We start from the raw sequence: 19,549 nt of genomic DNA on the forward strand, positions 1-19,549 counted from the left end.
AAAACGTCAATAAAATCAAGGGGTTTTACTAGTGTTTTTCAATGTTATCAATCAACATATCGTGAACTTCGTCAATTGTCCCGTCCGCCGAAACTACCGGAATTCCGTACGCCTCGGCAATCTCCAAATATCCATCGTCGACTTTTTTCTGAAAATCTTGCCCGCGCGACTCAAAAGTGTCAGGATTTTTTAACTCACCGCGCATAGAAATTCGCTCTTCCCGCTTATCGCGACTCAAACTCAAAATAACCATAACGTCTGGCTTCAGATATTTTTCGTCAGTAAACAACTTCGTTAATCGCAGAATCTCCGACTCATCAAATCCCTCACCTCGCCCCTGATAAACCAGCGTTGAGATATAATTTCTCGCGCTCAAAACAATTTCCCCACGTTCCAACGCAGGCTGAATTTTTTCCCGCCATAATTCACGCCGAGCCGCAGAAAATAGCGCCACATTCACCGCCGCAGAGCGAGCCAAATCGCCATTTTTAATCACTTTTCGAAGTTCATTTGCTATCGGAGTTGATTTTTCCGGATCATCGCTTCCCGGCTCTTCAATCACGCAAACCGTTCGCCCGATTGACTGAAAGTATTCCGCCAATTTCGCGACCTGCGTCGACTTTCCTGTACCGTCATTACCCTCGATAACTATATATTTTCCAGCGTCGCCCATCATCACCTCGTAATCACAATGTGCGGCTTCCGTAGAAATACCAGCCATTTTTTCGTTTTTCCATCAATTTTTATCAAGTGAGTATGCTGATGTATCATCGACTTGGTTTTGCTGCCTTGGGCTCGAGCGTAAATTGAATAGCCACTAGATTCAAACCTGGCAACCTGATTCATATAGTCAATTTTTTCCTCATCGCTCAAATTCGCCAACGAATCGACGTGTCGTTTCGGTATCACCATCAAATGGTCGTCCACGCCGCAGCCGTCCCAAAAATCATAGCCAAATCGATTTTTAATGATTAGGCAATGCTGCGTTTCTTCTACGACTTGACTAGTGTGCTGTTTTACCAATTGACAGAAGTCGCAACTTTCAGATCTATTACTTTTCTTATGATTCTTATATTCTTTTTCTTTTGTCCGCCAACGGAAAATTGAGCCAGTCATCATCACAAAATCCCCTCTCTAAGTCCCGGAATTTCCATCGGTTTATGCCGACGATCCTTAAACGCCCGCGGCAACATCATTTCTGGACGCCAAGTTTTTATCAATTCATCCAAATCGTCAGTGTGCTGATATTTGCCACTCATTCCGTCGCGTCCACTAGCATATCCGCCGTCAACCTGACCAGTGTGATGAAAAATCAATTGCCCAATACGTTCGCCGACAGGCAAAACTACACTCTCATGCTTATTCAAATTGTAAATCTCAAGCGTAATCCGATTGATATACCCAGGATCAACCCAGCCAGCATCAAAACACACCGCCACGCCGTTTCGCCCCCAAGAACTACGACTTTTCACCTCAGCCGCGCCGCCATGCGTCCGAATCCCAACAAATTCGTGCGTATGTGCCAAAATTCGCTCACCAGGCTTCAGCACGATAATCGGATGATCTGGCGGAATATTCTTAAATTCCCGAAAACCGTGCCGCTCGCACCATTCGGCATGCGGCATAGCCTTAAGCGGACCCTTGAAGTATCGATTGACATCAGACTCATCAAACGGATTATAAACTCGCGAAATATCGTCATATTCCTGCTTATAAAAATTAAAGCCTAGCGTAAAATCTAAGCTGGCTTCCGATACGTTTGTTGGGTTGAACGGCGTACAGACAATTGTCCCGTCTTCAATCGCCGCTAATATATCTTTATTTGAGTACACGCTCACTAAACACCTCCCATTGCGTGATTTTTCTACCAAGTCTTATTATGGCAAGTTTACGCATTTCTATCAAGCTTTCGGTAAATTTTACAGCATGTTAAACTGAGATTATGGAAAAAGCCATTATTGTAGCTTACGATAAAAACCGCGCCATCGGACAAAATGGCGATATGCCGTGGGGGCGAAGTTTGCCGGCCGACTTGGTGAATTTTAAGCGCTTGACGAGAAACAGCAATGTCATTATGGGCAGAAAAACGTTTGAGTCAATTGGTTCGCGACCACTTCCAGACAGAGAAAATATTGTCATTTCATCCAAGCCAACTGGCGTCAAAAAAGTCCTGACGGCTATGAATTTACGAAGCGCCCTGGCTTTATCGCGATATCCGACTTTTATTATTGGCGGCTCGCAAGTTTATAAAGACGCGCTAGATATTCCAGAAATTGACACTATTTACGCCACGGAAATTGACGCCGAATTTCCCAATGCTGACACTTTTTTCCCAGAGATAGATATGGACGCGTGGGAGGAAGTAAGTCGCGCACATCATTCGGTAGATAATGAAAATAGTTACGATTTTGATTTTGTGACGTATAAAAGAAAATAACCTTCTTAAGTTGACAGTATTTGGTATTTGTTATATAATGTAACACATGAATACTGAAGCATGTGTACAAATATTAAACCCCGAAGACAACTCAGAATACACTACGAACGCAATACTCAGAGGCGCACGATACCCTGACGAAGCCACCGGACTACTCAAAGAGGATGCCATGCTGTTCAATAAAGCGCCCGGCGATGATGGACGAGTGAAGTATATAGCAGGAAAGATTGCTACCCTATTGTATGATCCAGAAGCTAACAAATATATACTTCCGCCAGAGAAAAATTCCTGCAAAAAGTAAATTATAGCCATTTCAGCCGGCAGGCATAATCAACTTATACCGCAATCGGCGCTTTTATCGCTGGATGGCATTCATAGTCCTCCAGGCGAATATCATCAATCGTGAAATCGTCAATATTCTTGATGTCTGGATTTAGCCACAGTTTCGGTAGCGGCAGCGGACGGCGCGATAATTGCTCGTCAACTTGCGCGCGGTGATTATTGTAAATATGCGCACTATTCAAGGTGTGGACAAACTCACCAGGCTGCTTGTCGGTAACTTGGGCGACCATAGATAGAAGCAGCGCATAGCTAGCGATATTAAACGGCACGCCGAGGAACATATCCGCCGAACGCTGCGTCAGCGCCAAATCCAGCTTGTCCTTCTCGCCATTCTTGCCAGGTCTTACGTTAAATTGAAACATCGTATGACACGGAGGCAACCCGCCGGCTTGGACAATGTCGTCAATTTCCGCCGCATTCCACGCGCTCACGATATTCCGACGCGACTCTGGATTTGCCTTTATCATGTCAATGGCGTTCTGAATCTGGTCAATAGTTCCGCCTTTTCCATCCGGCCATTTTCGCCATTGAACACCATAAACAGGACCCAAATTTCCCCATTCTTCAGCAAATGCACGATCATTCGCAATCTTATCAATAAATTCCTTCATTCCAGCGCGCCATTCGTCGCCGTTAATTTCTGGTATTTTCTGACCAGTTTTTTCTAGGTAATTTTTATATGGCCACTCATCCCAGATATGAACGCCGTTTTGTGCCAAATATTCAATATTGCCCGTACCTTTAAGAAACCAAAGAAGCTCATGAGCGACGCTTTTGAAATATAACCTCTTAGTGGTCATAGCCGGAAATCCGTCTGCCAAATTATATCGCGTCTGAATGCCAAAAATTTCCGTCGTCCCCGTTCCCGTACGATCGCCTTTTTGCACACCGTTATCACGAACGTATTTCAATGCGTCTAAATATTGCCTCATAAATCCTCCTTGCCTACTTCAAATTATGACAATATCCTCCAAAAACCACAAGCAGAATCACTAGTAGTTTTAACAACAAACACGCATTTTTTACGACAATTTAGTCAAGACTTTGTCGATTAGTCCGTACTTTACAGCTTCATCCGGCGTCATCCAATAGTCACGCTCCATGTCGGATTTAACCTTAGCCAACTTCTGACCGGTGTTTTTTGCCATAATCTTCGCTAGCATTTCTTTGACTTCCAAAGTTTCCTTCATGTCAATTTCCATGTCGGTCACTTTTCCATGCGTTCCAGAAGACGGCTGATGAATCATAACCTTAGCATGCGGCAAACAAAACCTCTTCCCCTTAGCGCCAGAACTGAGCAAAAACGCGCCCATGCTTGCCTGTAAACCAATTCCATACGTCGCCACATCGGGCTTAATAAAATTCATCGTGTCATAAATTGCCATTCCGTCATAAACGCTGCCGCCTGGACTATTAATGTACAAAGATATATCAGCTTGCGGATCAACATATGCCAAATGCAGTAATTGCGCCACTACACTGTTAGCGGTATGCTCGTTAACATCTTCGCCAAGGAAAATAATTCTCTCATTCAACAATCTCGAATAGATATCAAAAGCACGCTCGCCGTCGGCCGACTTTTCAACGACAGTTGGAATGAGATATGATTTTGGCATATTTACCCTATTTCTTCGTGTTTAATTCGACCAATTTAGCAACGGTCTTATCTGTAATCATTCGGTTGGCAATATCGCGGTGAACATTTGGGTTGTCAAATTGTTCCAGCATTTTCTTGTCCTTGCCGTATTGTTGCTTGAAGAAGTCAATTTGTTTCTGAATTTCATCACGAGAAGCGTCAATCTTCAATTCCTTCGACAATTCCGCCAATACCAAACCAACCTTAACACGCTTTTCAGCCGCTGGACGGGCCTCTTTCTTCACCCACTCCTCTTTATCCTTGAAGCCCTGAGTCTTCAAATAGCTGTCCAAACTCAGTCCGCTGTACATCAAATTCTGAGTCAAATCACGCTCAATTGACCGCAATTGGTCTTCAACCAAAAGTTCTGGCAGCGCAACCTTACTTTTTTCCGTCAATTCACCAACCAACGCGTCCTTAAACTTCTCGTCAGCTTCGCGCTCTTTTTGTGCGGTAAGTTCACGCTTGATGTCTTCTTTTACTTCTTTCATCTCTGTAAATGGACCGCATTTTGCTGCAAATTCATCATTTAATTCTGGCAATTTCAATTCATTAACCTTGTGAAGTTTCACAGTAAACACAACGTCTTGACCTGCCAAATTCTCAGCGTGATAATCCTCTGGGAATTTCAGTTTCAAATCGAACTCTTCACCAGCCTTATGACCAACAACACCTTCTTCAAATCCCGGAATGAATTGACCTTCGCCAAGCTTCAAGCCATATTCCTTAGCTGAACCGCCGTCAAACGCCACGCCGTCTTTCTTTCCCGTAAAGTCAATCACAGCCTCGTCGCCGAGCTTAGCGGCACGCTTGACCTCTGATTTTTCAGAATAGTTTTTACGGATTCGATCAATAACCTCGTCAACATCTTTATCTTCGACCTTTGCTACTTCTTTTTTCGCTGTCAATTTTTTATAATCGCCCAATTTTACCGGCGGAATGATCTCAACTTCAGCCGTAAATTCCAATTCGACGCCCGGTACAAACTTCTTCACCTCAACACTTGGTCGATCCAAAGCCTGCAATTTTTCCTGCAAAAACGCCTCAGCTACAGCCTTTGACAAAGCATTCTCTAAAATCTGCTCCTGAAGCGCATTCGGATCAACATGCTTAGCGGCTATGCTTGCGGGAACTTTTCCTTTGCGGAAACCTGGAACTTTAATGTCGCGCGCCAACTTTGTCAATGAAACCTGCTCCGCGTCAGCTAATTCGCTAGCACCCAAAGAAATCGTCAATTGAACTTTAGTATCTGATAGTTTTTTTACAGTAGTCTTCATAAAGACTAATTATAACAGATATCAGACTATATCTCAAACAGAGCGTCTTCATCGCCATCGTATCGACGATCTTTGACAATTGTCACGATTCGTTCAGCGCTAACCTTCTGCTCATCAGATTCCACCAAGTTTCGAACCGTGTATGTGCCGCTAGCAATTTCATCCTCGCCCACGAACACCGCAAACGGAATTTGCTTTTTCAACGCCGCTTTTATCTGCTTGTCAATCTTTCTACCGGTGATATCCAGCTCTGCTCGCACGCCTTCGCTGCGCAATTTTCGCGCCAAATCGTCCGCGCCAGCCATAGATTCTTTTGACACCGGAATTATATATACATCTGTTTTAGATGCCAATTTAGGCAACAAATTGTGAACTTCCAGGAACTGTTGCATTGTCGTCGCACCCATGCCAACGCCGACCGTAGCAATCGGTTCAACGCCAAATAGCCCGACCAATCCGTCATATCGTCCTCCACCAAACAACGCTCGGTTATTCTCTGGCGAATTATCAAAAAGCTCAAAAACCATGCCCGTGTAATAGTCCAGTCCGCGCATCAGAGTAACATCAAACACTGCATTCGTAATGCCTTTTTGGCTAAGCAATTTCATCACTTCGCGAAGCTGCTTGACGCTTTCATCTTCCATCAATTCGCTCGGCAAATCATCAACAGATTTCATGCTGATCATCTTAGCCAACTTAGGCAGACCTTCAGCCGCTTGACTTCCAAAAATCTCAATCGCCTGACGCTTAAATTCTTCGGCAGTAATCTTATTTTTCCTATCAAGCAGCTTCATCATCATCGTCGAACCAACAATATCAAGCTTCAAAAATTGGCTCATCAAACGATTGATCAATTGGCGATTATTAACCCTGACCGTAAACATTTCCTGCTTGGCGCCAAAATTCATCACGCTAGCGTGGCTCAACTCAATAATCTCCGCGTCCGCCGCCGCGCCGTCCACGCCAAACAAATCCGCATTCAATTGCCAAAACTCACGCTCACGCCCACGTTGCGGCCGTTCATAGCGCATAAAATTAGCAATTGAATACAACCGCGCAGGCATCGCCAATTCCTGACGCTTAGCCGCCACCATTCGAGAAATCGACGGCGTCATCTCAGGACGAATTGCCACCATTCGACCGCCACGATCTTCAAAAGCGTATGTTTGCTCGCCCGCCAATTCCTGACCCGACTTCGCCAGATAAATATCTAGCGGCTCCAGTAGCGGCGCGCCGTATTCTTCATAGCCAAAACTCTCAACCGTCTTGTGCCAAACATTAAAAATGTAATTCTGCAGACGCTTTTCCTCTGGAAAATAGTCTCGCGAACCTTTGTAACTTTGTGTAGATAAACTGCTCATGTTAGCTCCATTATGTCATTATTTCTTATTTATAGCAATCAAAAACGCCGAGGCAGAACTCGGCGCGTACAATCAAAAATCAGAGTCCTACCTCGGCAACACGTGTGAATGATGGAATTTAGGTAAAATCATGGTACTATTATAGCACATTCTGTTGCAACCAACAATACATCGCCACAGTCGCTGCCGCACCAACATTTATAGAGCGAGTCGAGCCGAATTGCTCAATCGCCACAATCTGATCCGCAGCACCGGCCAGCTCTGCAGAAATCCCAGGCCCTTCTTGCCCAAATACCAAAACCGCACACTTCGGTAACCTCGTCTGCGACATATTAACGCTGCCCGAAATATTATCAATAGCAATAATTTCCCTGCCTTCATTACGCATTTTTTCAACAAACTCTTCCGTCGTCGCCAAATATGTAATGTGAAGATATTTATCCGTCATCATCGCACCGCGCTTATTCCATTGCCTGCGCCCAATCACATAAATCTGCCGCACGCCAAACGCATTAGCGCTCCTGACAATTGTCCCCATATTAAAATCTCGCTCGGTATTTTCCAGCGCAATCACCAAACCGTGATCTTCAGAATCCAACTCATTTATAATTTCCGATTCGCTCCGACCCTTAAACTTATCAATGACATTTCTTTTATCTTCCATCTCTGTTATTTTATCAAAGTTCCTAAGCGAATAACAAAAGTCGAGAGCCTTCTATTGACTTAATCACCATAGAATGGTATAAGTAATATTGGTTTTCGTTAATGAGTTGAGATTACTCCTCATCCGAAAACGTTCATTGACAAGCAGCCAAAACACGAGATGAGGTTTTATTTCTTCTAAGAGCTTTAAAGAGATAAAATCTCGTCTTGTGCATAAAGAATGCACGTATATCACACTGAGGGCGAGAAAACACCAGAAAGGTAAAGGGTCGTGAATAAAAAGACCAATACGACGGCACTGGAGAATTTTCTTCGTCGAGCAACCGCGTCTGTCGAGGGGAAGAAATTAACCCTCGACTATATCCCGAAAGAAGGTCTGATATCACACACGATCGCCACTGATGTAGAAGTTAGGAAACTTCTCGTCCAGCTAAGCGAAGAAGCCACTGCGCTGGCGCAAGTAGCACAAAGTCTTCTGGACTACACAGAGACAGAAGATTAACAACGCGGGATATATGATGAGTTGATCCACATTCTTTTTTATGGCTGCTTGTCATATATCCCCTGAAATAATTTTAGAATAGTCTCATTTGAGGCTATTTTTATATATTCTATTGACTTTTTTACACAAGTGTGGTATATATAATATCAGCTTTCGTTGATGAGTTGAGTAATTCCTTGTCCGAAAGTGAACTTTGACAGGCAATCGAACACAAGATGAGTTTTTATTTCTTTTTTAAAACCGCCATAAGAGAGATAAGATCTCATCTTGTATTGTAAAGAACAATACGTCGCAATCCTGCGGATGAGAAAACAGGAAGATAGCACAATGTTTATCGATGTCTCTGACGATCTTTCCGCTACGACGAAAGACCTGAGTTCGAAATGGCACACCGCCATGGAGATCATCTGCAAGGACGAGTATATCCCCGTCCTTCAAGTAAGGCGATTCGTCCAAATGATTCGCGACACGTGTCAACGAGTACAAGACCTCCAGGTCTATGCGAACATGTGTCTCGCGCAATCTCCAGCCATCGTTGTGGGTGTCAACATCTACAACGATGCTGTACGCGTCGCTTCAGCCCTAGAGGAGCTGAAAATCTTCGTTGACAAGCACGTCGCCATGACGTACGAAGATGACAAGCAGTTCAAGAATATCTTGAACGAGATCGATGATACTCTTCTGTGCTTGATGTACGCAGGAGAATCCATGCAAAGCCGCGACGAAGCTGTACTCAGTGATCCCTGGATTGACTGACAGTATATAGTCTACATGACAGGTGATTGTTCTTTTACGATTGCCTGTCATGTAGACTCTGAATTTACAACATTAAAAATCACCCTGAGCATGGGTGATTTTCTTATGATGAAAAAATGTCAAATATTGGTGCGGATGAAAGGACTTGAACCTTCACGTACTTGCGTACACTAGCACCTGAAGCTAGCGCGTCTACCAATTCCGCCACATCCGCATGTGGGCTACGCGTCAATTATAGCCCAATTCCCACCCAGTATCAAGCTTGATTACGAAGCTTACACCATGCGTTTAATTCCGCCGCCAGTTCCTTTGGTTGAGCCTCCGCTTTGATTCCTGGGTTAAAAATTCCAGCTGGATCAAAGATTTGCTTCACCTTTGCATATAATTGCTTTTCATCATCTGGCAGATTTTTATAGATAAAGTTAGCCTTCAATCTTCCGTCACCACCAAAGCCCGCAAAAGAACCTTCGTACTTATTAACAATCTGAGAAATTTCCACCAACAACTGAAGAACCTTCTGGCGTTCACTCACCTTTTTACTATCAAACGTCGGATGCAGAGAAATATAATCGCTTGAAAAGTCAACGAAAACTGGCAAATCTACGCCATACTTAGATTCCAGTGACTTCAACTCGCTAAGGAAACTGTCAATCTTTTCTGGCGCCATTAAAATCCCAGAGAAAACGCGTGGCGTAATCATATGCGGCTCGCTTGGAGTTTCCGCCAAAGCCAAAACAGAATGCAAGCTGAACAAATCCTGCTCTTCCAAATGTAGAGTTTTTATGTCAACCGCTTCTGATGATTCCAATTTTCTAGTCAATTTCTTCGCGGCTTTATTGCGCGCTCTGTCAGAAAAGTCGTCAAAGATAGCCAAGACCACCGCACCCTTAAAGCATTCTTTCGGCGCCCACTCAACCACTTTACCGACGACCGCAGCCTGACGGAAGAATCGCCCATCAATCAGTTCAACGGAAGAAGCTTTGCTTTTCATCGCCAATTCCACGGCTGATTGCGCGTCTGACAACTTTTTATATGATGCGGCAACAACTGAATATTCTGGACGAATAAATTGCGCCTTCATAATAACTTCGCAAATCACACCCAGACTTCCCTGACTACCAATAAACAGCGGCGTCAAATCGAACGACCCGTCTTTTTGCTTCACCCGAAAAATTCCGCTGTAGCCAACCGTATCTGGCAAAGCTGGATCCATTTGCGAAATCAGCTCGGTGTTATCTGAGATTAAATTGTCAATCTCTCGATAAATCTCGCCCTCAAACGTCGATAAGCCTTTTTTCTTACTCAATTCGCGTCGAGATATACGCCCAGTCTGAATCACGTCGCCATTACTTAAAACAATTTCAAGTTGCTGAATAGTGTCAGTAAAACGACCATGCGCGCCAGATAACATTCCAGACGGAGCTGTGTTAATTGCGCCACCAAGCGTACCATCTTCCGCTACGTATGAAGTTCGTGGCAAACCTAAGCCTTTATGAGTAGACAAAGTTGCGTTGATTGCTGAAAGAGAAATTCCCGCTTGAGCATGAATCAGTTGCTGGCGAGGATCAATACCAACCACACGATTCATATACGTTTTTTCATCAATTGCAATGCCTTTATTCGTCGCTGCGCCAGTCTCATCGGTGCCATTACCCCTAACAAATACAGGTAAAACATGACCTTTCTCTGCCAATTGAGAACAAAATCGCATCACTTTCCTGATGTCGTTCATATTAGCCGCACGAACAATCATTTCTGGTCGGCGCGCCAAAAGTCCGTTATCAACTTCAACTTGACTCAATGCAAAATCCTGCGACGCAACTTCGCCGCTAAGATGCTCATTCAAATATTTCGCAACTTTATTCATTAATCCTCCTTAGCATGTTACTTCAATTTTAACATAAGCGCGGACAGTTGATAAGTAGAATTTGTTTTGATATAATCGGGTTATGCGGATGTGGTGGAATTGGTAGACACGCATGCCTTAGGAGCATGTGCCTCACGGCGTGAAGGTTCAAGTCCTTTCATCCGCACCATTTTAGAGTAAAAAACCCAATTGTCGCCCGAATGGGCGATTTTTTTGAATTTTTACTCTAAAATGGTGAGATTTTACGCCCACGCTAGAACTTAGTTTAATACAAAGTCGCAAATCTGAGTAATCAGATTTGCTGGGTTTATTATATAATTTAAGTAGTATGCATTATGGTCGATCAAAGAACTATCTATTTTACGCAATCGGATGGCACGAATGGTCAGAGAGTATTATTGTCGACGCTCGTCAAAAAGCCAGTAATATTGAAAAGAGTGTTTTTGAAGCAAACAGTCAGGAGCGAATAGTTGATCACATCGTGTCTGGCTATAACTTAGCCCCGCTGGTGCTGTTGGCGGACAACAAAACTCAGGACATAGTAGAGACCAAGGTAGATGTCACCGGCAACAATATGTATGTACAAGCATTTGACAATAGTCCAATCAGCGTGCCCGGCTATAAGGTCGTTATTACGATACCGTTCACTGGTTCCGCAGACCTATTCAAAGTCACTCCTACTAGAATACGAATGACGTATGATGATGCCGTGATTACTGGCAACGAATTGACTTTTGCGTTGGAGTTTACTGAATCAAACACCACTGCGGAGCGGATAAAGGATGCATTAGACGGAAAGATAGCATCAATACAACAAAACATAGATTATATAAACAGCGACTTATCTGGGTTTGAAGAGCGTGTTAAAGGCGTGGTAACCGAAGCAGTCGCCAAACGTTTTGAGCAGATAAACAAACTCGACTCGATAAAGACTGCGCTGAATATACCACTTGAAAAATCAAACAATCCTAGCCCATTAAGTCAAGTTAGGATTTCAGTGCAAAAGCTGACTCCACTCTCAACCAAAAAAGATGAACCTGGTGGAACAATATCAAGCAAAGATTACGAAACGATACTTGAAACCATACGAAGCATGGGTGCATCTATGGAAACCAACCGAGCGTCAGAATCAAAGGACGAAGAAGCGCTCCGGGATATGTTGCTGGTCGGCTTGTCTGCGAGCATAAAGAGTGGCGCGGTCGGCGGCGAGCTATTCCACAAGAGCGGCAAAACAGACATCTCAATACCCTTCAACAATAAAGCGACTTTTGTTGCTGAATGTAAGCTATGGAAAGGTCAGAAATATATAGACAGAGGCATAGACCAGCTTTTGGGTTATTTGACTTGGCGCGACGCCAAAACCGCACTCGTTATATTCAATAAAGACAACGCTAACTTCTCTGATATACAAAGTAAAGTCGAACTCATATTTACTGAACGAAGCGACTACGTGCGCACAATCAAGCAGCGCGATGGTGAGTGGCGCTTTGTTATGACCAAACCTGACGATAACGGCCGACAAGTTGAAGTTCACGTCATGCTGTTTGATGTATATGAGACAAAGTCATGATGCGCCACGGAGGATGTACAGATGACCAATAAAATCACGAAGATAACCAGGTATGCCATCCTAGAAGTTCTGGACACTTACATGGCCATCGACTTTTATGGCAGATTAAACGAAGTAGAGTTCTGGGAGCGCATATTCAACCTAGAAAAACTACCATCTACCGACAGCCGTTACCCTGACATGAAGAGCGACCTGTGGCAGCACCGCGTGAATAACGATGATTGGGATGACAACTGGTACATTGATAAGTTTGACCTGCTGGAAACAGAAGACGCCAAGTTCCTGAAATTCCTGGCCGAGTTCTTCCATCCGGAAGTTAGAGATATAAATTGGAACACCAAAAGAGTCTTGGCGACCATCAACAAAAACTTGGCACTTGATGGCGTAGAGTTGTATGCCAAGTCAAAAGTATCAGGCCGCGACATACTGGGTGCTAGAAATATCACGCCCGCCACACAGATAGATGAAACACCGCTCGCAATTATAGACAACGACTTTATATCGCTACAGATCAACAAAAATGTTTACGACCACATCAAACAGTACTTAATCAACGAGGACTACTTCCATGCGGTGGACGAAGCATACAAATTGGTACGCAGCAAACTGCAAGAGATAACTGGCAACGAAAAAGCCACCGAAGTGTTCAGTATGAATGCCGAGAACAGAAAATACTACATGCAACTGTTTGGCAAATCGGACGGCACAACCCATGCCGAAAAAGATTTCTTCCGCGGTGTCGGTTACCTGAACCTGACCATACAATTTTTACGCAATGAAAAAGCGCACACACCGGCAGCAGCTCTTGAGCGTAACCTGGCTATTCACTACATATCGCTTTCTAGTTTGGCCTATGATTTGATTACTCGCAATGAGACAGAACAAGATGACAAGGTCTGATAAAACCCCGATGAGCCAGTAACGACAGTCAAAGAAGATAGGCTGATCGCACTGATTTTGCTAAAGGTCTAGCTGAAGTGCTCGTCAAAGTACCAAACTCTGAGTCATTCACGGTCGGGTTATATGGTGCTTGAGATAGTGGCAAAACATCCGTGGATAAAATAACCGAAGAATGTCTGACTCAAAAAAACATCCAAACGATATCGAGATTATGGACTTCAGTCCGTGGCTATTTACTAGCATAGAAAACCTGCACATAATGTCCTTTGGCACACCAGCACAGGAACTCAGTAAGAAATCAGTAGCCGAGCTAACTGGCACAACCGGGGCGCCACTATTTGCTCGCATAGCATCTGGAGGTCTATCAGCCTTGAGTGGTAATAAGACCGTAAGTGCCGAAGCGCAATGCGCCTCAAAGTATATGATAGATTGTAAAATTAAATGCGGCACCTCTAGCAAGTAAAAAACTCATACTAACTTCGTGTAAAATGTTAATAACAACAAAAACACACACGGAGGTTAATATGAGTCATAGTTATCTTACCCTAAACGATGGAAATAATATAGAGGTAAGGAATTTGCTTGTTATGAAAAAGTAAAAATGAATTAAACGTAGACTTTTATTTCGCAGATCCATATAGCGCTTGGCAAAGAGGGACTAGCGAAAAATAGTAATGGCCTACTTAGAGAATTCTTTCCAAAGAAAACTGATTTAGCTAAAATCAAAAATAAAGAACTAGTAGATGTTATATATAAAAAAACTCCAGACCGAGAAAATGCCTAGAGTTTGATACGCCATTTGAACGTTTCATGCACGAATTAAATTTGTTAGGAGAGGTGTCGCAATAATTATTGCAATTCAACATAAAATAAAGAGAGTCTTTAGGGATCCGTAACTCTTATATGCTTGGTGTGGATGAAAGAACTTGAACCTTCACGCCGTGAGGCACATGTTCCTAAGACATGCGTGTCTACCAATTCCATCACATCCGCATAGTTTGATATTGTGAAATATTTCTGTAAGTAAGTATATCGGTAGATAAAATAAATTACCACATTTTTAATATTTTTATTTAACAGGAATTTTCTTTGCTAAATCTAATAACAACTCAATCAATTGCGAACTCATAATAGGAGCCTCCTCTTTGCTTTTAAATAATCCTTTTGATTTTTTGACTTGATTATTCTCTTCATTATTGAATATTCGGTATGCAACTGTTTTGATAATTTCATTTCTTAGTTTTACATCACCTTCAATACTTAGCAGATAAGGCTTTAGTGCTTTAAGTTGATGAGCTGTTCGTTGGTTAGCTCGCTGTGCTTTGCGGTGCTCGCTTGATTGAGTGGCTGTATATCCTGCTACACCTCCAGCAAATAGCATAACAAATGCTCGAGCTACTAAGGGTTGCCATGACACGGCCTTAGTATTAATAACTTCATAAACTACCCAGCAAGAAAATCCTAACATTGCAAGCAGTAAAATTGCTGTTACTACACTCCATATATAAGCAACTATTTTATCTTCCTTAGCACTACTAGAATAATCGTGGATTAGTGTTTTATCTCCAGCCATATTCAATAATTCATCTATTCTAGCAAGACTATCTTCTGCCTTCGCCTCAGTAGCGTTTAGCTTTTTATCTATGTCATCCGTAATGCGATCGGCTTCATTACTCTTTTTGCTAAATGTCTCTTCAATTGTACGTTTCTGCTCTTCAATAAATTTATTAACCATCTCATTGCGTACATTTTCAGATTTTGTAAATGATAATTGCTGCTCAGCAGAGATTTTATTTGACGAATCTTTTATGTCTTTTAAATCTTTATTAAGTTCAGCCACTTTTGCACCAAGTGTTTCAAACTCGTTCTTAGCTTCAGTAACTTTTTCGTCAATGGTCTTTTCTGAGGCGGCTCCTTTAGCGGATATGCTATTAATCTCTTTTGCTGCTACACGCTTATATTGACCGACTGACCTATTCAATCCCGCAATAGCTTTGCGAGTTTCTTTTATGTCCATAGCGGGTGTTAATGAAGGGATGTATGACAATATATTATCGATATATCCATTCATATAAGAAATATCTAGATACGCATCATTACGATAGTTTTGCCAGTTATCAAAGCACGAGCTTACACCTGAAAGATAGTTGTTGATATTGTCAAGATTTGATATTGATATTAAGCGGTCGTCTGTATTATTAAGTCTATCTATTAAAAGTTCAATGACTAGTTTTGCCCGATTAATATCATCGATTGCTTCAAGAGATACATTACCAAGATCTACCTCATCAAATCTGGTTAATAGTTTCTTGGCTGCAGTGTATGTGGCACTATTCTGTATACGATCTTCCCATTTACTCATGAGGCATTATTCCTTTTTGCTTAGTTGATTCGCTACCCCTTATTAAAAACTTTAAGTACCATTATATCACCCTTGTTTTTAAAATTGACCACCTCTAAGAGTAGAGAACTTTACTTATTCAATTTGGCTAATTAAACTCCGCCCCAGACTCCAGAATTGACTCCTTGCGCCCCGTACAATAACAAACAAAAAACAACGAGCTAGAACTCTTATATCATTTTTGCCTTTATTGCCCATTATTTGCCTGTTGTAAGCCTTTTGTCGGCGGTGTGCGTAGTTCCTCCGCTAAGTGAAAAGAAAGCTTAATCATCTAGTCTTAGGAGCATGTGCCTCACGGCGTGAAGGTTCAAGTCCTTTCATCCGCACCAAGAATTGAATTTTTTACCATAAGAAAATCACCCATAGTTAGGGTGATTTTTAATATCATAAATTCACATTTCAAAGAAGGGGTTGACAGGCAACCGTAAGTAGAACGGACACTTATCAACCCTTTCTCATGGTCACGGCGAGATGCATGGACGTTTTAAATCATCATCCCACGTACGGATAGAGATACTCGTCCTTATACACTTCAGACTTGTATTTGTACCCGTATACCATACGGAATATCTGCGCCCAATCGCGCAGATCCCTCAAAGTCTCCGTCTTCTCTTTCGCGGCGTTTCTACACTTGCTCCAGAGTTCTGACGTCTCCGGATAAGAACTCCTGTCCTTCCAGTAGTTTCCGCCATTTTTCACGATCCCAAGGAGGGATTCGCTGAATACCTTCTCGTAGTAGTCAGCGCGGACTTCGGCCTCAAGAGCCTCTTTTTCCGCCTGCTTAACGCAGGGGCGAAGGTAACCTTTCAGCTCCCGAAAACGTGCCATGGTGGCGCGCAACTCGTCCTCTGCTGCTTCTACATGCCGGAATGGACGAGGATTCTCGCTCGACCCGTAAATAAGCTCAGAGTCAGACTTTCCAAAAATGCGTCTGAGGATACTCATTGTTCCATCTTTCTTCTCATCCTCACGGGAACGTGATATGTACTATTCTTCAGTACAAGATGAGATTTCATCTCTCTCAACGATTCTTAAAAAAGAAATAAAACCTCATCTTGTATTCGATTGCCTGTCAAAGTTCACTTTCGGACAAGGATTTACTCAACTTGTCAACGAAAGCTACTTTCATTTATACCATACTCGTGCAAAAAGTCAATTAGAATATACTCGGCATATCTTGTCAGGACTTGAAACCTGAACTATAATTAGCTCACATCACGAGTTCGTTAAATAAAACGACAGATGTAATTACGGGAAATTAGCTCAGTTGGCTAGAGCGCACGATTCACATTCGTGAGGTCACAGGTTCGAGCCCTGTATTTCCCACCATTTCACGTTAGGTATAAATATGGAATCTTTTTACGTTACGTCAACTCATCTTGACATAGATATGGCGACTGAACCTCATCCTTCTGGATTGGTTATATTCTCGCGAGAATTATCTACAAACGGGAAGCCGACTGGGCACATAATAGTATCTCCCGAGAACCATCATACAGATGTATATTACGATTATCTTACAAGGAATGAAGCTTTAGTAGCAGAACGTGAACATTGGGGAGTAAAAAATCAACAAGGCAAGATCGTAAATTACTTCGCCCGAACAGAACCTGCTTACGGAATATATATACCCCGGTTAGACAGCATGCCAGACTACCCCGAACTACTAATAGCTTGTACGAAGAATAAAAAAGCGAAGAGATTAGCTCATCAAGAATTAAGAGTAGACTCGACGCAAGTTAAATTGGCGACTCAAGCTCTCGGTATAGTAATGGCTGATCTAGATATTTTACATAGAGCCGACGGTAAAACTCGGCTGATAAATTTCCCAAAAGACCAACTTGACGAACAGCAAATTACAGTATATTAAAGTATTAAACACAACTTTCACTCTTTTTATTTTCCCCTTATCGTGGTAAAATTTTATATTAAGAGGAAGGTCTGTGTTAATATCAGACCATATTTTTATGAAGGACGCTAGCAAGATTCGAAACATTGCCATTATTGCCCACGTCGACCACGGCAAAACAACCATGGTTGACGGGCTATTAAAGCAGTCGCGAACATTCCGCGACAACCAAGCCGAGATGAGCCAGGAATTGATTATGGATTCCGGCGATCAAGAACACGAGCGCGGCATCACCATCACCGCCAAACAAACGTCAATTTTTTACGGCGACTATAAAATAAACATCATCGATACGCCAGGACACGCCGATTTCTCTGGCGAAGTTGAGCGAACCTTGAATATGGCTGACGGCGTTCTGTTGATCGTGGACGCACAGGAAGGTCCGATGCCTCAGACCAAATTCGTATTGGCGAAGGCACTTGAGCTGGGGCTGAAGCCTGTTGTGATTATCAATAAGATTGACAAGCCAGCCAGACGAATTGCCGAAGTTGAAGATGAGTTGAGCGATCTGTTTTTGGAGCTAGCGACCGACGATTCTCAATTGCAATATCCAATTTATTACGCAATCGGACGCGACGGAAAATCATGGAAAGAAATTCCTACAAACACCGACGAAGACGCGGATTTGACGCCAATTTTTGACGCGATTATTAACGATATTCCAGCGCCAGACGTGACGGAAGATGGCGCGTTTCAATTACTTGTTACCAGCTTACAATATGACACATTCCAGGGGAAATACGCGATTGGGCGAATTGCTCGCGGATCTGTTAAGCGTGGCTTGCAAGTCAGTTTGATGAAAAATGGCGAAGTCGCGGGCTCGGCGCGAATTGAGAAAGTTTTTGGCTATCGCGGCTTGAATCGCGAAGAGCTTGACGAAGCTTTTGCTGGCGACATTGTGGCGCTGGTTGGCGTGGCTGACGCGCATATTGGCGATACGATTGCCGACAAAGAACAGCCTGAAGCGCTACCGACAATCGACATTGAAGCGCCAACTCTGAGTATGTACCTCGGACCAAACACCAGTCCAATGAAAGGGCGCGAAGGCGAGTTTACAACATCCAGGCAAATTGGCGACCGATTGAAGCGAGAGCTTGAAACTAACGTGGCGCTACGTGTTGAGGAAAACGGAATTGGCTTTACGATTTCTGGACGCGGTGAATTGCACCTAAGTGTTTTGATTGAAACTATGCGACGTGAAGGCTTTGAGTTTGAGGTTGGACGACCGCAAGTCGTTACAATTACCGAGGACGGCGTCGAAAAAGAACCGATTGAAGAATTGCAAATTGAAGTTGGAAGCGAATTTATCGGCGCGATCAGCCAAGAGCTTGGCGCGCGACACGCTGAAATGAAATCCCAGGAAACGACCACCGTTGGCGCTGTTCGTTTGACTTACATTTTGCCAACGAGAGCTCTGATTGGTCTGCGCAACATTTTATTGACCGCCACTAGAGGTACGGTGATTATGAACTCCCTGCCTCACGGATATCAACCGATTGGCGGAAAACTGCCAAAAACCCGCAATGGAGTTTTGATTGCATTTGAAGCTGGCACAACAACACCTTACGCTTTGCAAGCAGCCGAAGCCCGTGGCGAATTATTAGTCGGACCAGGAACAGAAGTTTACGCCGGAATGATTGTCGGGATTTACAATCGCCAAGAAGATATCGAAATCAACGTTTGTAAAGCCAAGCATTTGACTAACATGCGCTCCAAATCGTCGGATGGAACTGTGCAATTGACGCCATTTACGCAATTTAGCTTGGAGCAATGTATCGACTTTATCGAAGATGACGAGCTTTTGGAAGTTACGCCAAAATCATTACGACTTCGCAAGCGATATCTGGACGCAAATGAACGAAAACGCGCCGCAAAACAATAATTGCGTTAACCACAAAAATAACCGCCCCGTAATGGAGCGGTTTATT

General features: G+C 43.2%; 20 protein-coding genes, 4 tRNA genes and 1 pseudogene. 12 read left to right on the forward strand and 13 right to left on the reverse strand.

Annotation, left to right across the window (positions count from 1 at the left end; translation table 11 throughout):
* Positions 1-28 precede the first annotated feature (28 nt).
* From tmk to AACH20_RS01095, 3 genes are read right to left on the reverse strand one after another with little or no spacing between them, the layout of a single operon-like run.
* On the reverse strand, positions 29-721 hold the full coding sequence (gene tmk, locus AACH20_RS01085) for a dTMP kinase (protein ID WP_338503348.1): 693 nt from the start codon (positions 719-721) through the stop codon (positions 29-31).
* Positions 676-1,119 carry an HIT family protein gene (locus AACH20_RS01090; RefSeq protein WP_338503350.1) on the reverse strand — a complete coding sequence of 148 codons (444 nt, stop codon included), beginning with the start codon at positions 1,117-1,119 and terminating at the stop codon, positions 676-678. The genes tmk and AACH20_RS01090 overlap by 46 nt, the downstream gene beginning before the upstream one ends.
* The gene (locus tag AACH20_RS01095; RefSeq protein WP_338503352.1) at positions 1,119-1,838 is read right to left on the reverse strand and encodes a dCTP deaminase; all 720 of its coding nucleotides are present in this window, start codon (positions 1,836-1,838) and stop codon (positions 1,119-1,121) included. The genes AACH20_RS01090 and AACH20_RS01095 overlap by 1 nt, the downstream gene beginning before the upstream one ends.
* Positions 1,839-1,942: 104 nt before the next feature.
* Here AACH20_RS01095 and AACH20_RS01100 point away from each other — a divergent pair, with 104 nt between their 5' ends.
* A complete protein-coding gene (locus AACH20_RS01100; RefSeq protein ID WP_338503354.1) occupies positions 1,943-2,437 on the forward strand; it encodes a dihydrofolate reductase in 495 nt (164 codons plus the stop codon).
* 46 nt (positions 2,438-2,483) lie between these two features.
* Positions 2,484-2,738, forward strand: coding sequence for a hypothetical protein (locus AACH20_RS01105; RefSeq protein ID WP_338503357.1), 255 nt, complete (start codon positions 2,484-2,486; stop codon positions 2,736-2,738).
* Positions 2,739-2,772: 34 nt separating this feature from the next.
* Here AACH20_RS01105 and AACH20_RS01110 read toward each other — a convergent pair whose 3' ends face one another.
* The 5 genes from AACH20_RS01110 to AACH20_RS01130 form a co-directional block, all read right to left on the reverse strand.
* Positions 2,773-3,711 carry a thymidylate synthase gene (locus AACH20_RS01110; RefSeq protein ID WP_338503359.1) on the reverse strand — a complete coding sequence of 313 codons (939 nt, stop codon included), beginning with the start codon at positions 3,709-3,711 and terminating at the stop codon, positions 2,773-2,775.
* A gap of 90 nt (positions 3,712-3,801) precedes the next feature.
* The gene (locus tag AACH20_RS01115) at positions 3,802-4,395 is read right to left on the reverse strand and encodes an ATP-dependent Clp protease proteolytic subunit (RefSeq protein WP_129635252.1); all 594 of its coding nucleotides are present in this window, start codon (positions 4,393-4,395) and stop codon (positions 3,802-3,804) included.
* Between the two features lie 7 nt (positions 4,396-4,402).
* Positions 4,403-5,692 carry a trigger factor gene (gene tig, locus AACH20_RS01120; protein WP_338503362.1) on the reverse strand — a complete coding sequence of 430 codons (1,290 nt, stop codon included), beginning with the start codon at positions 5,690-5,692 and terminating at the stop codon, positions 4,403-4,405.
* A 26-nt stretch (positions 5,693-5,718) separates the two neighbouring features.
* Positions 5,719-7,053 (reverse strand): histidine--tRNA ligase, encoded by a 1,335-nt coding sequence (gene hisS, locus AACH20_RS01125; RefSeq protein WP_338503364.1) that lies wholly within the window; start codon positions 7,051-7,053, stop codon positions 5,719-5,721.
* 139 nt (positions 7,054-7,192) lie between these two features.
* The gene (locus AACH20_RS01130) at positions 7,193-7,717 is read right to left on the reverse strand and encodes a TrmH family RNA methyltransferase (RefSeq protein ID WP_338503366.1); all 525 of its coding nucleotides are present in this window, start codon (positions 7,715-7,717) and stop codon (positions 7,193-7,195) included.
* A 270-nt stretch (positions 7,718-7,987) separates the two neighbouring features.
* On the opposite strand from AACH20_RS01130, the gene AACH20_RS01135 reads away from it, so the two are divergent.
* Both AACH20_RS01135 and AACH20_RS01140 read left to right on the forward strand, forming a co-directional pair.
* Positions 7,988-8,218 (forward strand): hypothetical protein, encoded by a 231-nt coding sequence (locus AACH20_RS01135; RefSeq protein ID WP_338503368.1) that lies wholly within the window; start codon positions 7,988-7,990, stop codon positions 8,216-8,218.
* A gap of 327 nt (positions 8,219-8,545) precedes the next feature.
* Positions 8,546-8,974, forward strand: coding sequence for a hypothetical protein (locus AACH20_RS01140; RefSeq protein ID WP_338503370.1), 429 nt, complete (start codon positions 8,546-8,548; stop codon positions 8,972-8,974).
* Positions 8,975-9,101: 127 nt separating this feature from the next.
* On the opposite strand, the gene AACH20_RS01145 is transcribed toward AACH20_RS01140, so the two are convergent.
* Positions 9,102-9,188 (reverse strand) — tRNA-Leu (locus AACH20_RS01145).
* 42 nt (positions 9,189-9,230) lie between these two features.
* A complete protein-coding gene (locus AACH20_RS01150; protein WP_338503372.1) occupies positions 9,231-10,841 on the reverse strand; it encodes an FAD-binding oxidoreductase in 1,611 nt (536 codons plus the stop codon).
* An 84-nt stretch (positions 10,842-10,925) separates the two neighbouring features.
* Between AACH20_RS01150 and AACH20_RS01155 the strand changes: the two genes are divergently transcribed.
* The 5 genes and pseudogenes from AACH20_RS01155 to AACH20_RS01175 all read left to right on the forward strand — a co-directional run.
* A tRNA-Leu gene (locus AACH20_RS01155) sits at positions 10,926-11,010 on the forward strand.
* A gap of 159 nt (positions 11,011-11,169) precedes the next feature.
* Positions 11,170-12,411 (forward strand): hypothetical protein, encoded by a 1,242-nt coding sequence (locus AACH20_RS01160; RefSeq protein WP_338503374.1) that lies wholly within the window; start codon positions 11,170-11,172, stop codon positions 12,409-12,411.
* A gap of 21 nt (positions 12,412-12,432) precedes the next feature.
* On the forward strand, positions 12,433-13,311 hold the full coding sequence (locus tag AACH20_RS01165) for a TIGR02391 family protein (RefSeq protein ID WP_243813015.1): 879 nt from the start codon (positions 12,433-12,435) through the stop codon (positions 13,309-13,311).
* A gap of 172 nt (positions 13,312-13,483) precedes the next feature.
* Positions 13,484-13,774: a hypothetical protein gene (locus AACH20_RS01170; protein ID WP_338503378.1), complete on the forward strand. Its 291-nt coding sequence runs from the start codon at positions 13,484-13,486 to the stop codon at positions 13,772-13,774.
* Positions 13,775-13,876: 102 nt separating this feature from the next.
* A pseudogene (locus AACH20_RS01175) lies at positions 13,877-14,160 on the forward strand (IS30 family transposase); the annotation flags it as partial.
* A gap of 59 nt (positions 14,161-14,219) precedes the next feature.
* On the opposite strand, the gene AACH20_RS01180 reads toward AACH20_RS01175, so the two are convergent.
* The 3 genes from AACH20_RS01180 to AACH20_RS01190 all read right to left on the reverse strand — a co-directional run bounded on the left by AACH20_RS01180 (position 14,220) and on the right by AACH20_RS01190 (position 16,657).
* Positions 14,220-14,304: transfer RNA gene (locus tag AACH20_RS01180), tRNA-Leu, on the reverse strand.
* Positions 14,305-14,380: 76 nt separating this feature from the next.
* The gene (locus AACH20_RS01185; RefSeq protein ID WP_338503380.1) at positions 14,381-15,673 is read right to left on the reverse strand and encodes a hypothetical protein; all 1,293 of its coding nucleotides are present in this window, start codon (positions 15,671-15,673) and stop codon (positions 14,381-14,383) included.
* 531 nt (positions 15,674-16,204) lie between these two features.
* The gene (locus tag AACH20_RS01190) at positions 16,205-16,657 is read right to left on the reverse strand and encodes a hypothetical protein (RefSeq protein WP_338503382.1); all 453 of its coding nucleotides are present in this window, start codon (positions 16,655-16,657) and stop codon (positions 16,205-16,207) included.
* A gap of 307 nt (positions 16,658-16,964) precedes the next feature.
* Here AACH20_RS01190 and AACH20_RS01195 point away from each other — a divergent pair.
* From AACH20_RS01195 to typA, 3 genes are all read left to right on the forward strand, one after another.
* Positions 16,965-17,041, forward strand: a tRNA-Val gene (locus AACH20_RS01195).
* A 19-nt stretch (positions 17,042-17,060) separates the two neighbouring features.
* On the forward strand, positions 17,061-17,582 hold the full coding sequence (locus tag AACH20_RS01200; protein WP_338503384.1) for a hypothetical protein: 522 nt from the start codon (positions 17,061-17,063) through the stop codon (positions 17,580-17,582).
* A 97-nt stretch (positions 17,583-17,679) separates the two neighbouring features.
* Positions 17,680-19,503 carry a translational GTPase TypA gene (gene typA, locus AACH20_RS01205; RefSeq protein ID WP_338504279.1) on the forward strand — a complete coding sequence of 608 codons (1,824 nt, stop codon included), beginning with the start codon at positions 17,680-17,682 and terminating at the stop codon, positions 19,501-19,503.
* The last annotated feature ends 46 nt before the right edge of the window (positions 19,504-19,549 follow it).

Source organism: Candidatus Minimicrobia sp. QA0096 (assembly GCF_963967315.1).
Taxonomy (GTDB): Bacteria; Patescibacteriota; Saccharimonadia; order Saccharimonadales; family Saccharimonadaceae; genus Nanosynbacter.

Coding starts and splice junctions, on each gene's coding strand:
- tmk (WP_338503348.1), bottom strand. CDS start 721: ATGGCTGGTATTTCTACGGAAGCCGCACATTGTGATTACGAGGTGATG.
- AACH20_RS01090 (WP_338503350.1), bottom strand. CDS start 1,119: ATGATGACTGGCTCAATTTTCCGTTGGCGGACAAAAGAAAAAGAATAT.
- AACH20_RS01100 (WP_338503354.1), top strand. CDS start 1,943: ATGGAAAAAGCCATTATTGTAGCTTACGATAAAAACCGCGCCATCGGA.
- AACH20_RS01105 (WP_338503357.1), top strand. CDS start 2,484: ATGAATACTGAAGCATGTGTACAAATATTAAACCCCGAAGACAACTCA.
- AACH20_RS01110 (WP_338503359.1), bottom strand. CDS start 3,711: ATGAGGCAATATTTAGACGCATTGAAATACGTTCGTGATAACGGTGTG.
- AACH20_RS01115 (WP_129635252.1), bottom strand. CDS start 4,395: ATGCCAAAATCATATCTCATTCCAACTGTCGTTGAAAAGTCGGCCGAC.
- tig (WP_338503362.1), bottom strand. CDS start 5,692: ATGAAGACTACTGTAAAAAAACTATCAGATACTAAAGTTCAATTGACG.
- hisS (WP_338503364.1), bottom strand. CDS start 7,053: ATGAGCAGTTTATCTACACAAAGTTACAAAGGTTCGCGAGACTATTTT.
- AACH20_RS01130 (WP_338503366.1), bottom strand. CDS start 7,717: ATGGAAGATAAAAGAAATGTCATTGATAAGTTTAAGGGTCGGAGCGAA.
- AACH20_RS01140 (WP_338503370.1), top strand. CDS start 8,546: ATGTTTATCGATGTCTCTGACGATCTTTCCGCTACGACGAAAGACCTG.
- AACH20_RS01150 (WP_338503372.1), bottom strand. CDS start 10,841: ATGAATAAAGTTGCGAAATATTTGAATGAGCATCTTAGCGGCGAAGTT.
- AACH20_RS01160 (WP_338503374.1), top strand. CDS start 11,170: ATGCATTATGGTCGATCAAAGAACTATCTATTTTACGCAATCGGATGG.
- AACH20_RS01165 (WP_243813015.1), top strand. CDS start 12,433: ATGACCAATAAAATCACGAAGATAACCAGGTATGCCATCCTAGAAGTT.
- AACH20_RS01170 (WP_338503378.1), top strand. CDS start 13,484: ATGTCTGACTCAAAAAAACATCCAAACGATATCGAGATTATGGACTTC.
- AACH20_RS01185 (WP_338503380.1), bottom strand. CDS start 15,673: ATGAGTAAATGGGAAGATCGTATACAGAATAGTGCCACATACACTGCA.
- AACH20_RS01190 (WP_338503382.1), bottom strand. CDS start 16,657: ATGAGTATCCTCAGACGCATTTTTGGAAAGTCTGACTCTGAGCTTATT.
- AACH20_RS01200 (WP_338503384.1), top strand. CDS start 17,061: ATGGAATCTTTTTACGTTACGTCAACTCATCTTGACATAGATATGGCG.
- typA (WP_338504279.1), top strand. CDS start 17,680: ATGAAGGACGCTAGCAAGATTCGAAACATTGCCATTATTGCCCACGTC.